The following is a 12,606-nucleotide window of genomic DNA, read 5'->3' on the forward strand; positions in this document are numbered from 1 at the left end:
CTTTGGCCACTTTGGCCACTTTGGCCACTTTGGCCACTTTGGCCACTTTGGCCACTTTGGCCACTTTGGCCACTTTGGCCACTTTGGCCACTTTGCATAGGAAAAGTAAAAAAAAATTTTAAGGAATGCAACCCTTATCTAAATGAAAGATAAATTTCATGCAGAAATATTCTATTCCATAGAATAGGATTGCATTATTAAGGTATAAAAATACAAATATGACAGACTATTGAACAAGTTTTCCCATTTTATCAACTAGAGTGATAGGATACTCTCCTGAAAAACAAGCATCACAGTAATTACGTCCGCCATCATTTCGATCACTATAGCCTAGAGCCTGGTAAAGACCATCAAAACTGACAAAAGCTAAGGTATCGACGCCAATCGCTTTACGCATATCCTCAAGACTATGCTGCGCAGCAAGAAGCTTACTTTCTTCAGGTGTATCAATACCATAAAAACAAGAATGCTTTGTTGGCGGAGACGTAATGCGCATATGCACTTCTTTCGCACCTGCCGCACGTACCATATCCACAATTTTACGGGATGTTGTGCCACGTACAATCGAATCATCCACCAAAACCACACGCCGCCCTTCTAGCACAGAGCGGTTGGCTGAATGTTTCATCCGCACACCCAAATTACGGATCTGATCGGTAGGCTCAATAAAAGTACGCCCAACATAATGATTGCGGATAATCCCTAGTTCAAAAGGAATCCCACTTTCCGCTGCATAACCAAGCGCTGAAGGCACCCCGGAATCAGGAACAGGCACGATAACATCAGCGTCAATCGCACTCTCACGGGCGAGCTCACGACCAATCTGAGTTCTAGCGTCGTAAACAGACTTACCTTCCAAAATGGAATCAGGACGAGCAAAGTAAATATACTCAAAGACGCAAAAACGCCGTCCTTTGTCACCAAAAGGCTTTAGTGATTTAACACCATCCGCGTTAATAACAACGATTTCTCCGGGCTCAACATCACGGACATACTCAGCATCAATGATATCAAGTGCACAAGTCTCACTTGCGAGCACCCAGCCACCATTGTCTTCTTCATACCCAGGCATACGCCCCAAAACGAGCGGACGCACACCAAGCGGATCACGCAAGCCAATCATCCCATCATCGGGTGTCAACGTAATAAGCGAATAAGCCCCTTTGACTTGCTTAGCCGCATCCATCAGTCGATCAATCACCGTATTATAAAGGGAGATCGCAATCAGATGGACAAAAACCTCAGTATCCATAGCTGAATGGAAAATACACCCGCGCCGAACAAGAGCCTGGCGTAGTGTTTTAGCATTGGTCAGGTTGCCGTTATGGGCAACGGCCAACCCTCCAAAAGCATAATCTGCATAAAGAGGCTGCACATTGCGCACATGCGTCCCGCCAGCCGTTGCATAGCGATTATGACCGATCGCGACATGCCCTGGGAGAGCCGACATAACATCACCGTCGGCAAACACCTCACCTACAAGGCCAAGCCCTTTATGCTGATGGAATGCGTTTCCATCAAAACTTACAATTCCCGCAGATTCCTGACCGCGATGCTGCAAGGCATGCAGACCAAGGGCTGTAAGAGCCGCCGCATCTGGCACCCCCCACACACCAAAAACACCGCATTCCTCGTAAGGACGACTGGAAGACTCAGGCAAAGACATCATTAAGGGTAAACCCGCCGGGAAAATCCCGCACCTATAGAAGAGACACCAACAACACCGAGCAGAAGGGGAAACCTACCACGTCGGCAAGAGCTCCCCTTCAATGGCTACTTGTTGTCCCAAAAGCAAGGTCTTGACGCATAGAAGACGGCATATACGCCTCTACAGCCCCAACACCACGCATAACATATGGGGCGCCAAGGCTCCCCTGCACAAGGGTTCCAAGCCAATTAGGCGCTACCCATCCGATCGCCATAAAAAAAACAACAAGCAAGACATATCCGCGGATTATTCCAAAGACTGCCCCAAAGACCGCGTCGATTCCTCTCGATAAGGCATGACGAGTAAGTCGAATAACCTGCTGCGAAATGAGCTGTAAACACGCTAAGGTGAGGATGAAAAAGACACCACGTCCGCCCCAGACGAACAACGGATTATCACCCAAATTGGGCGCCACGTTACGTTCTATCATAGCGATCACATCAGCATTAAAGCGGATAGTCAGCCATATCGCCCCTGCCCAAACGAGGACATTTCCCGTCTCACGCGAAAAACCGCGCCACAGACCAACCAACATAGACAGGCCCAAAACGGCCAATAGCACACCATCTGCAGCCCCCAGAGACTGAATATGGTGCGCTATTGGCGCTATCGCTGCCGCCCCATTGTCGCCCCCGGTCATCAATGGGACTTCCTCTCATAGTGACACATCCTTCTAAGGCAGTTTCGTTGACCGATACCGCCCCCCCTTTCGTGCACGGATCCCACGACGGAGCAGCTCTTCAGACAGATCCATGCGCGCCATCAATTCATGCCATACGTCCCGTGAGGAGACATCACGTTGCGCCCATACATGTTCAATTTGTACTAAAAAATCTGCACTATCACGCGCTAAAGACGAAGAATCGTCACGTAACAGGGCTAGGAGGCAATCCATAGCCTGCTCAGCAAACTCTTCAGGCCCGTCTTTTGGGGCTTTTTTAGCCGCATTTTTGTCTGTTGCTACCGTCATTCTTACAATGATGGATCGTCTTGCCCCATGAAACAAGGCAATAAGCAGCGTTCAAACGTTAAAAACATGTCACCCTCCCTGTTGACCATAAAAACGCCACGTCTTTGCATAACAAGAGCAAGATACGCCGACTCTGATGAGGGAATTATTTTCTTTTATTAAAGAATGATAGTATTTCTCTAACGTCTTATCGGTTACATAGACCCTCTATAATGTCGCGCTCCTTTGTACCTCATTGCACTTCCATGAGAGCCTGCCATGCTGCACCGCCCTGTCATCAGTAACGCTTTTGCTCCTTTTGTCATGTTAGGGGGCTTTCTTCTCATCGTTTGCCTTTCCTTCACAGGACTCGCAACAAGGCCTGCTTATGGACAAAGCGAAGCTGCTGCTGGCTATTCTCCCGGGGCACGAAGCGCAACAACAGCCAATACAATGCTTGATAGTGTTGTCGGCAACCGACATTCTCGCATCAAAAGCCAAACGACAGCGACGGGTGAAATCTACCATGTTGCCTCTAATGGAACAGTCACAGCCCCCAATGGCCTCATCGTCAATCCAGGCTGTCAGGCCCCTCTCAACAAAGCAGCCCCAGCCTCTCATGCAAAATATCGTTTTGCATTAGGGCACCGCGGTAAAGGGTTTGAGACGGTCGTCATTGGCGTCAGTGATCAGCCCGCTCCTGCTTTTGACCTTTCTGACCACCCGCATACTATCCGCCGTGCTACCTTAAGCGCCTCTTTTGCGCCTACGGGGCTCTACGTACTGCCATCACCCTGTAAAAGCGCCAGTACGAGCGACAGGGCTCTTACGATGGATGCTGCCTCTGCCCTAGCCTCTGCTGATGGTAATATTTTTACCCTTGCTGGAAACCGTGCCGCCTTACAGGACGCTGATACCGCACACCCTCTTCAAGGAGGAGACGTTCAGCTCACCAGCACAACAGTCTCCGCACAGCCATCCTCCCCTGCACAACCAACACCATGAGAGTTGAGCACGATCCGTTTATGTCGCCACGTTCTTATAAAACGTCACGGCCTCTCTCAGTCTTACGCTACGGATGTGTGGGGCTTTTATCCATCGCAGGGGTCTCTACAGCGCATGCGGCCGATAAGTCCGATGCTGTCGCTTTGCCAGCGCTACGTGCTGTTGTGCTACAGCCTACAGGCGATACGGGCCAGCAAACAGGGCAGCAGCCTTTGTCAGCAGAGGGACTTAACCTCACGCAAGCCCCATCGCTCTACAAAATTATTCAACCCTTTATCGGCAAACCGCTCACTTTCCAGAAAATGCATGAGCTCACAGGGGCCATTGCTATTTTCTTTCGTGAGCATGACCGCGCCTTTATCAGCATCAACGTGCCACCGCAGCGCGTGCATGCCGGCGTGCTGCATCTGGATGTCACAGAATACCGGCTTGGGCATATTTCCGTCCATGGCAATAATTGGACGCCTGCCTGGCAAATCCGTCGTGATAGTGGCCTGACACCCGGGCAAACGATGGCCCTCACAGCCCTACAGACAGACCTAGACTGGCTCAACCTCAACCCCTTCCATACGGTAGATATGGTCTATCGCCCCAGCGATAAGCCGGGCGTGACTGACGTAGATCTTCACGTGTCTGACCGTTTCCCTGTCTATGCTTATGCGGCCGTCAATAACCAAGCTGACCGAACCTTAGGGCGCCTTAACTGGTATGTCGGAGCCTCGTGGGGCAATGCGTTTGGCCTTGGCCATATCGTGACGTATCAGTTCAACCGAACGATGATGGGCCGCTTTAACAACCATTCTGCCAGTTGGACTATTCCGCTAACATCCCGCAACGCCCTTCAAATTTTTGGCAATTACGCCATCTCCGTACCAACTTCAAACGACCAACAAATCAACAATCGCGGTGGTGGACAGCAGCTATCCATCCGCTGGTTGCATATGATCAACCATATCACGCTAACAAAATATCTCGGAATCGATGGAACTTTTCAAATTGGGTATGATTGGAAACGATCAAGCTCATTTGAGTATTATAAAGATCTCGATATTCCACCGCGCTCTAGTGCCCGAGCCGACGTGAATCAATTTGTCTTTGGGTATAATGGCTCTTTGCAAGACCCGTGGGGGCAAACGCAAATTAATAACCAATTCTTCTACGGGCCCGGCGGTTTCACTGCCCTTGATTCTCGCAAACATTATAGGGACATTTTCCCATCTGCCACACCCCAATATGTGTATGACCGCCTTGCCCTCACACGCAACCAGTCCCTGCCTTATGGTTTGTCTTCAACGACACGTGTGACCTTTCAACGGGCATCTAAAAACCTGCTCTATAGTGAGCAATTGATGATTGGTGGCCTTGGCAATGCTCGTGGCTATTTTGCCAATACGTCTTTTGGAAGCAACGGCAACAGCTTCAGCGAAGAAATCTATCTTCCCAGCTTCTCGCTAGGAAAAATCACGTCAATTCCACAAATTGAAGACAGTCACAAGATCGGCTTCTTCTGGGATTGGGCTGATAATCGTCAGGTCAAACATGTCGGCAATGGCGCACGGGCCGCCACGCTCTCGAGCCTTGGCGTTGACCTAAACAGTGCCCTCAACCGCTATCTTAATGTCACCTTCGATGCCGGCTATCGGTTGCGCCGCATTCATACCAATGACCTAGCTAATCGACGCGGTTTGTTTACAGACTTCCAGATCGTGGCGGGTTTTTAACCCCAACCACGACCCACCTACCAGAAGCGTTTAGGCCGCTAACGGTAATTGGTGCTCTTTCCACAAGGTAGAGAGTGCCTCTACCAAGGAATCAAGCTCTTCTTCCGTATGAAGCGGCCCCGGCGTCAGGCGGAAGCGCTCTTCTCCTTGAGGAACGGTTGGATAGTTAATGGGTTGCAGATAATGACCAAAACGCTTGAGAAGCTCGTCAGAAAGCGTCCGGCATAAGGTGGCATCACGCACCATGACCGGCACGATATGCGTATCCGTCTTTAAGTAAGGGATATGCGCCCGATCCAACCTCTCACGCAGCAAAGCAACGGCCTTTTTCTGACCGTCACGCTCTGCACTGCTCTGGCGTAAATGCCGCACACTGGCCAGCACACCTGCTGCCACCATAGGGGGAAGAGAGGTGGAGAAAATAAAGCCAGAACCAAAAGAACGCACGAAGTCGCACAAGGCCGTAGATGCAGCAATATACCCGCCCACAACGCCATAAGCCTTGCCAAGCGTCCCTTCGATAACCGTCAAACGGTGCTCAAGCCCACGCTCTTGAGCAATACCGCCACCCTGTGCGCCATACATACCGACCGCATGAACCTCATCAAGATAGGTCATCGCCCCGTAACGATCAGCGAGATCGCAAATCTCTTCAATCGGCGCAATGTCCCCATCCATCGAATAGACCGACTCAAAGGCAATAATTTTAGGCGTATCAGCCGGAAGCTCTTTGAGGTGACGTTCTAGGTCATCCAGATCATTATGACGGAAGATCCGCTTTTCTGCTCGTGAATGACGGATCCCCTCGATCATTGAGGCATGATTGAGAGCATCAGACAGCACCACGCACCCCTTTAGCCGCGCGGCTAACGTGCCTAATGCCACCCAGTTCGATAAATAACCCGAGTTAAAAAGAAGCGCGCTTTCTTTGCCATGCAGGGCAGCCAGCTCTTTTTCTAACGCAACATGGTAATGGTTCGTCCCGGAAATATTGCGCGTTCCCCCCGAGCCCGCACCATTTTCATCCAACGCCTTATGCACAGCCGCCAAGACGTCTGGATGTTGCCCCATGCCGAGATAATCATTGGAACACCACACCGTTACATCACGCCCGATACCATGATGAAACGCCCGAGGGAAACGCCCTGAATAACGCTCCAACTCCGCAAAATAGCGATAACTTCCATCCCGATGCAGCTCATCAAGAGCCGCTTGGAACATGGTATCGTAATTCATACAGCTCACATCTCCTTAACGCTCTTCATGCTATCCTTATCCGTCTGGATCAGATTGAGAGGGCGGATAAGAAGAGCGTATTGCTTATAATATACCCTATAGCAGCAATCTCTGTTTATACAGAATTCGCTTTGCAATCTAACAGATCATGTTTACAACCCTAAAAAGAGGACTAATCTCATACTCTTTCAAGAGCCATAAGACGTTCTCTCTTTATGTGCCCCCTCTTCTACATCATCTGATCGTCTCTTTCTCAGAGGTGCCATGACAGCCGCGTCCTCTTCCTCAACGGCCTCCCGCCCAAGCCTTCTTCCCTTTTGGCAGGTTACTCTTGCCTCCTTTCTGGGATGGTTTTTGGATGCTTTTGACCAAACAACCCTCATGTTCACCTTGCCCGATATTGCACGCGACTTTGGCTGCACAATGGCAACCATGGGAGGTGTTCTCTTCAGCCAAGCCCTAGGGCGTGCCACAGGGAACACGCTATGGGGATGGTTTGCCGATCGTTTTGGTCGCCGCCCTGCCTTTATGCTGGGCGTCGTATGGTTTGCTGTTTTTTCAACCCTCACGGGCATGACCCATTCCGTCATCCTGTTGATGGTCGTGCAATTTCTCTTCGGCGCTGGTTTTGGGGGCGAATGGACAGCCTCAGCCGCTTTGCTCATGGAGACTGTGCCGGCTTCGCTGCGCTCCCGCGCGTCTGCATTGATGATGTCAGGCTATGAAGTCGGCTACCTTGCAGCAGCGGGAATGCAGGCACTGATTTTGCCGCACTATGGCTGGCGTGTGCTCTTCTTTATCGGCGTTATTCCAGCCTTTTTGGCGATCTTTATCCGTATCGGCGTTAAAGAAAGCCCTGTTTGGCTTGCCAGCCGTGCTGAACATCATAAGACCAAAACACAAGCCCCACCGTTTTCATGGAGTGGCAGTGCGCTTCAGGCCATCACTCTGATGTGCTTTTTAGAATTCCAGAAGGCCGCTATCTACACCTTCTACCCCACCATTTTACGCGGGAGCCATCACCTCTCCCCGCAGCTCATCTTTTGGCCCGTTACACTTTATTGCGTTGGCTCATTTTTAGGGAAGCTAACCTGCGGCTCTTTAGCGGAACGTTTTGGTGAAACACGCGTTATGCAGGTCGCTATTGCCCTCACAATGCTCATTGCGTGGCCTTTCCTCTGTGCGCCACAATGGAGCGTGCTTCTCGCCTCAGCCTTTATTATGGGAGCGGCTTCATCTGGCGTCTTCGCTCTCGTACCTCATTATCTCTCCTTGCGCTTCTCGTCAGAACATCGCAGTTTCGGTATGGGAATCAGCTATGCCGTCGGTTCACTCGGCCAAGGTGTTGCAGGAAGAATCATTCCTGCTCTTGGCCCCACCGTCAGCAGCTTGCCTCTCTCGGCATTAGCACTGGTGCTCGGCTCTAGCGCTATTAGTGCTGGAATTACCGCTTATAAGCCAAAGAAAATGCCATCATTCTAACGTGATAGGACATCGTTATGAAACTCTGCCGCTATGGAGAGCGTAACTCTGAAAAGCCGGGCCTTATTGATCCAGAAGGGCAGCTCCGCGATCTTTCAAGTCTGTATAACGATCTATCACCAGAGAACCTTGCCCCGCATGCCCTTGCACGCATCGCTGAAAGAGACCCAACCTCTTTTCCTCTCGTGCACGGCACGCCGCGTTTTGGGGTTCCCGTCAGCTCTGTGTCTAAATGTGTCTGCATTGGGCTCAATTATGCCGACCACGCAGCCGAAGCGGGGCTCGCCTGCCCAGAAGAACCCATCGTTTTTATGAAAGCGCCCTCCGCACTCTGCGGAGCCAATGACCCAACGCTCATCCCACCACACGCCACTCAAATGGATTGGGAGGTCGAGCTTGGCGTTATCATCGGCAGCACGGCACGCTTTGTCAGTGAGGAGAGCGCTCTTGATCATGTCGCAGGTTATTGCGTGTTCAATGATATCTCTGAACGACGTTTCCAAATGCAGTCATCACAATGGGACAAAGGGAAAGGGTGTGACAGCTTCGGCCCCACTGGCCCTTTCCTCGTCACCGCTGATGACGTCCCAGACCCGCAGAACCTCCAGCTCTGGCTAGATGTCAACGGCACACGACGGCAGTCGGGCTCAACAGCAACCATGATCTTCACTGTCCGTCAGATCATCGCCTATCTCAGCCAGTATATGACCCTTCTTCCCGGTGATATCATCGCGACTGGCACGCCCCCGGGGGTTGGTATGGGCCATAAACCACCACTTTGGCTGCAGGAAGGCGATGAGGTGCGGCTCGGCATTGAAGGGCTTGGTGAGCAACGCCAAAAGCTCATCCGCACCGCACGTTAAAGAGACTGCGCCAGCCACTCCGCAACGCGAATGCCATCAATCCCCGCAGAGAGAATGCCACCCGCATAGCCGGCCCCCTCTCCGGCGGGGAAGAGCCCACGCAAGGTAGGACTTTGGCCCGTTTTATCACGCGAAATCCGCAAGGGAGATGATGTGCGCGTTTCGACACCGGTCATCACGGCATCGTCCATCGCATAGCCCTTAATCTTCCGCTCAAAGAGAGGAAGAGCCTCACGCAAACTTGCCACGACACAATCAGGCAAGCAACGCGCAAGATCTGTTGGTGTCACACCCGGCTGATAAGACGGCACCACACTCCCTAACTGCGTGGATGCCCGCCCAGCGAGAAAGTCCCCCACACGCTGGGCCGGTGCAAAGTAACGCCCACCTCCCGCTTGGAAAGCGGCCTTCTCCCAGTGTCGCTGGAAGGCAATACCGCTTAACGCATGGTCGGGATAATCCACCCCAGGGCGCACCTCCACCACCATGCCGCTATTGGCGTTCCGCTCCGCACGGGAGTACTGGCTCATGCCATTGGTCACGACCTGCTCGGCCTCTGACGTTGCCGCGACCACTTGCCCACCCGGGCACATGCAAAAGGAATACACACCACGCCCTGTCGATGCATGATGAACCAGCTTATAATCCGCAGCGCCTAAGAGAGGATGCCCTGCTTGCGGCCCAAACCGCGCCACATCAATCACAGATTGCGGGTGCTCAATGCGCACCCCAATAGAGAAAGGCTTGGCTTTCATCTCCACGCCCAGCGTATCAAGCATCGCAAAGGTATCACGCGCTGAGTGCCCCACCGCTAAAATCACACGATCAGCAGGCAGCGTTTCTCCTGTTGAGAGGCACACCGCACGAAGACGCCGTTCGTCCCCCTCGCCCTCTGTGTCAAAGCCTTCAACGCGCGTCTCAAAGCGATACTCACCGCCCAGCTCCTCAATCTGCGCACGCAAGGACTGAACCACCGTTACGAGGCGAAACGTGCCAATATGAGGCTTAGAGAGATAGAGAATTTCCTCAGGCGCACCCGCCTTTACAAACTCTTCCAGCACTTTACGCCCTAGAAAGCGCGGATCAGACACACCCGAATACAGCTTACCGTCTGAAAAAGTGCCAGCGCCGCCTTCGCCAAACTGCACATTACTCTCTGCGGTAAAGAGCGACTTTCGCCAGAGCGCAAAGGTGTCTGCTGTGCGGTTACGCACCGCACGCCCTCGCTCAATAATGATCGGCTTCAGCCCCGCTTGGGCAAGAACAAGGGCGGCCAAAAGTCCGCACGGCCCAGCACCAATCACCACAGGACGCGATGTAAGCTGCCCCACGATAGAAGGCGGCGCCCAGCGCATATCGGGAGTGGGACGAATATGAGGGTCTTTCTGATGTTTCTGAAGGAGCGTTTCTTCTGACGCCACATCACAATCAAGCGTATAGACCAGCTGAATCCGCCCACGTTTACGGGCATCATGCCCACGACGAAAGACATGATACGCACGCACATCCTCAGCCTTCACGCCTAAACGCGCGGCTAGGGCCTGCTCCAGTGCTTCATCAGTATGGTCAAGCGGTACAGCAAGGTTGCTGACACGAATCATCAATGTTTCTCCGAGTGCGACGTCTCACCCTGTGTGGGTTTATGTTCCGCAATCTTATCCATCACAGCAACCAGCACACCTGATACAACGAAGGCCATATGGATCCCCACGCTCCACGCGAGTGTCCTGTTCGTCATACTATTGAGGCGGAGGAAATCAGCCAAAAGATGGATTGCAGACATGGCCACAATAGAGGCCATCAGCTTGACCTTAATATCACCAAACGTCACCTGCCCCATCCAACGCGGGTAATCGACATGATCGCGCAGATCGAGCCGTGAGACGTAATTTTCATAGCCTGCGAACATCACAATCAGCACAAGATTTGCCAAGAGGGCGAGATCAATCATGTCCAATACAGCAACAGACATGTCATCAAAATCCAAGCTTAAACAATGCAGAACGAGATGCACCATAAGCTGCATGAATTTAACCAACACCACCACTAATCCACCAACCAAGCCGGCATAAATCGGGGCGACAAGCCAACGCGTGCTAAAGAAGAGGCGCTCAAACCGATTTTCTAACCGGCCCATTGATGACCCATGCGACGCCTCTTCCTGAGGAGGCATGTGTGGCGATACGGATGAGGAAGAAGAATGAGAAGGCTCTGTCATAGGATGTCTCTTTAGGGGCTCTCTGTAAAAACGATCAAGGAAAAAGCGAAACACCCCCTCTCATGCTCCATCATGAACAGAGTTTTAGGGGCAAAAACCTTAAGGGCTGGCTATGCTAACCTATACCTGATCCGTCGCTGTGTGATCCTTTATGTTTCTGTGTCGAAACTTCCCAGCTTTGCTTGGCCTTCTGCTTGTTGTCTGTCATGCACGCCCACTCTACGCACAAGCAGACACCTATCAGCATATGAGACATTTAGGAGCTTTAAACACTCCTAAAGACCTCCAAGATATTCGCCGCCTCATCGCCCAGAAAGCACAACCTTGGTATGGCACATTTGTGATACTACGCCAGAATTCACATGACGCACCATCCTATAGCCCCCACCCGACTGACACTCTTATTCGTGGCACAGCTCCCCATCATCCTAAAGAAAACTATGCTACCCTCTTTAACGATGCTGCCGCAGCCTATGCGCTCGCGCTTGATTGGCGTCTCACAGGAGACACAACCCGAGGAGGAGCAGCGGCACGCATCCTAAACGCATGGGCACGCCATCTGCACCATATTGGCGGCACCTCTGATAAATATCTGGCATCAGGGCTCTACGGATACCAGCTCGCCATAGCCGCTGAAACATTACGAGATTTCCCGGCCTGGTCCCCTGCTGATCAGAAAACACTCAAGGACATGCTCCTTCATGTGTTTGTGCCCATGAATAAAGAGTTCCTCCACACCCATAATCACGCCAGCATTGATCATTATTGGGCGAATTGGGATCTCGCCACTCTCAATGCGCTCATGGCCATTGGAATTTACACAGACCATCCTGATCTCTACCGCCTCGCAAAAGGTTATTTCCTTCACGGTCAAGGGAATGGGGCTCTGCATCAAGCCGCTTGGAAGCTTTACCCTCAAGAGCACCTCGCCCAATGGCAGGAAGCTGGACGAGACCAAGGACATACTCTCATGGGAATAGGTCTAGCAGGCACCTTATGCCAGATGGCCTGGATTCAAGGGGATGACCTTTTTGCAGCTGATCAGAATCGTCTTCTCGCTGCAGCACGTTATGTTGCACGCTATAATAGCGGGATGTCTGTACCCTATACCCCCTATCATAACAGTGATGTCACCCAACCCTATATCGCCCCCAAAGGGCGCGGTCTGCTACGCCCTATTTGGGCTCTGTACGAAGGACATTACATGCGTCTCCTCCACCAAAATGCTCCTGAAATTACATCTATTTATGAGAAAAACCCCATTGAAGGTGGAGGTGGGCAGTATGGCCCCAATAGCGGTGGATTCGACCAACTCGGCTACGGATCGCTCCTCTTTTTGACCGCCCATGCATTAGAGAAATGATCATATCTGAAAAGATCATTTTCTTTTATGGTTGTTCTCCTCTAGGAGGGTCATCCTTATA

11 protein-coding genes are annotated in these 12,606 nt (G+C 51.8%); 5 read left to right on the top strand and 6 right to left on the bottom strand.

The window, feature by feature from the left end; genetic code table 11:
* Window positions 1–226: 226 nt before the first annotated feature.
* From purF to F457_RS12170, 3 genes are all read right to left on the bottom strand, one after another.
* Window positions 227–1,669, bottom strand: a complete 1,443-nt coding sequence (purF, locus tag F457_RS0104580; RefSeq protein WP_018979959.1) for an amidophosphoribosyltransferase — start codon at window positions 1,667–1,669, stop codon at window positions 227–229.
* A 97-nt stretch (window positions 1,670–1,766) separates the two neighbouring features.
* Window positions 1,767–2,348 carry a CvpA family protein gene (locus F457_RS0104585; protein ID WP_018979960.1) on the bottom strand — a complete coding sequence of 194 codons (582 nt, stop codon included), beginning with the start codon at window positions 2,346–2,348 and terminating at the stop codon, window positions 1,767–1,769.
* A 33-nt stretch (window positions 2,349–2,381) separates the two neighbouring features.
* On the bottom strand, window positions 2,382–2,678 hold the full coding sequence (locus F457_RS12170; RefSeq protein WP_018979961.1) for a hypothetical protein: 297 nt from the start codon (window positions 2,676–2,678) through the stop codon (window positions 2,382–2,384).
* Between the two features lie 258 nt (window positions 2,679–2,936).
* Here F457_RS12170 and F457_RS0104595 point away from each other — a divergent pair, with 258 nt between their 5' ends.
* Both F457_RS0104595 and F457_RS0104600 read left to right on the top strand, forming a co-directional pair.
* Window positions 2,937–3,662 (top strand): hypothetical protein, encoded by a 726-nt coding sequence (locus tag F457_RS0104595; RefSeq protein WP_018979962.1) that lies wholly within the window; start codon window positions 2,937–2,939, stop codon window positions 3,660–3,662.
* Window positions 3,663–3,682: 20 nt separating this feature from the next.
* Window positions 3,683–5,383: a ShlB/FhaC/HecB family hemolysin secretion/activation protein gene (locus F457_RS0104600; protein ID WP_018979963.1), complete on the top strand. Its 1,701-nt coding sequence runs from the start codon at window positions 3,683–3,685 to the stop codon at window positions 5,381–5,383.
* Window positions 5,384–5,413: 30 nt separating this feature from the next.
* On the opposite strand, the gene hemA is transcribed toward F457_RS0104600, so the two are convergent.
* Window positions 5,414–6,619, bottom strand: coding sequence for a 5-aminolevulinate synthase (hemA, locus tag F457_RS0104605; RefSeq protein WP_018979964.1), 1,206 nt, complete (start codon window positions 6,617–6,619; stop codon window positions 5,414–5,416).
* Window positions 6,620–6,883: 264 nt separating this feature from the next.
* Here hemA and F457_RS0104610 point away from each other — a divergent pair, with 264 nt between their 5' ends.
* Complete coding sequence (locus F457_RS0104610; RefSeq protein ID WP_018979965.1) at window positions 6,884–8,101, top strand: MFS transporter; 1,218 nt, start codon at window positions 6,884–6,886, stop codon at window positions 8,099–8,101.
* A gap of 17 nt (window positions 8,102–8,118) precedes the next feature.
* Window positions 8,119–8,964, top strand: a complete 846-nt coding sequence (locus F457_RS0104615) for a fumarylacetoacetate hydrolase family protein (RefSeq protein WP_018979966.1) — start codon at window positions 8,119–8,121, stop codon at window positions 8,962–8,964.
* On the opposite strand, the gene F457_RS0104620 is transcribed toward F457_RS0104615, so the two are convergent.
* Both F457_RS0104620 and F457_RS0104625 read right to left on the bottom strand, forming a co-directional pair.
* Complete coding sequence (locus F457_RS0104620; protein WP_018979967.1) at window positions 8,961–10,565, bottom strand: NAD(P)/FAD-dependent oxidoreductase; 1,605 nt, start codon at window positions 10,563–10,565, stop codon at window positions 8,961–8,963. The genes F457_RS0104615 and F457_RS0104620 overlap by 4 nt on opposite strands.
* Complete coding sequence (locus tag F457_RS0104625; RefSeq protein WP_018979968.1) at window positions 10,565–11,182, bottom strand: TIGR00645 family protein; 618 nt, start codon at window positions 11,180–11,182, stop codon at window positions 10,565–10,567. Before F457_RS0104625 ends, F457_RS0104620 begins: the two co-directional genes overlap by 1 nt.
* A 151-nt stretch (window positions 11,183–11,333) precedes the next feature.
* Here F457_RS0104625 and F457_RS0104630 point away from each other — a divergent pair, with 151 nt between their 5' ends.
* Window positions 11,334–12,545, top strand: a complete 1,212-nt coding sequence (locus tag F457_RS0104630) for an alginate lyase family protein (protein ID WP_018979969.1) — start codon at window positions 11,334–11,336, stop codon at window positions 12,543–12,545.
* The last annotated feature ends 61 nt before the right edge of the window (window positions 12,546–12,606 follow it).

Origin of the sequence: Saccharibacter floricola DSM 15669 (genome assembly GCF_000378165.1) — a bacterium.
In the GTDB taxonomy this organism is placed as follows: Bacteria; Pseudomonadota; Alphaproteobacteria; order Acetobacterales; family Acetobacteraceae; genus Saccharibacter; species Saccharibacter floricola.

Coding starts and splice junctions, on each gene's coding strand:
- F457_RS0104625 (WP_018979968.1), bottom strand. CDS start 11,182: ATGACAGAGCCTTCTCATTCTTCTTCCTCATCCGTATCGCCACACATG.
- F457_RS0104600 (WP_018979963.1), top strand. CDS start 3,683: ATGTCGCCACGTTCTTATAAAACGTCACGGCCTCTCTCAGTCTTACGC.
- F457_RS0104630 (WP_018979969.1), top strand. CDS start 11,334: ATGTTTCTGTGTCGAAACTTCCCAGCTTTGCTTGGCCTTCTGCTTGTT.
- F457_RS0104620 (WP_018979967.1), bottom strand. CDS start 10,565: ATGATTCGTGTCAGCAACCTTGCTGTACCGCTTGACCATACTGATGAA.
- hemA (WP_018979964.1), bottom strand. CDS start 6,619: ATGAATTACGATACCATGTTCCAAGCGGCTCTTGATGAGCTGCATCGG.
- F457_RS0104595 (WP_018979962.1), top strand. CDS start 2,937: ATGCTGCACCGCCCTGTCATCAGTAACGCTTTTGCTCCTTTTGTCATG.
- F457_RS12170 (WP_018979961.1), bottom strand. CDS start 2,678: ATGACGGTAGCAACAGACAAAAATGCGGCTAAAAAAGCCCCAAAAGAC.
- purF (WP_018979959.1), bottom strand. CDS start 1,669: ATGATGTCTTTGCCTGAGTCTTCCAGTCGTCCTTACGAGGAATGCGGT.
- F457_RS0104610 (WP_018979965.1), top strand. CDS start 6,884: ATGACAGCCGCGTCCTCTTCCTCAACGGCCTCCCGCCCAAGCCTTCTT.
- F457_RS0104615 (WP_018979966.1), top strand. CDS start 8,119: ATGAAACTCTGCCGCTATGGAGAGCGTAACTCTGAAAAGCCGGGCCTT.
- F457_RS0104585 (WP_018979960.1), bottom strand. CDS start 2,348: ATGACCGGGGGCGACAATGGGGCGGCAGCGATAGCGCCAATAGCGCAC.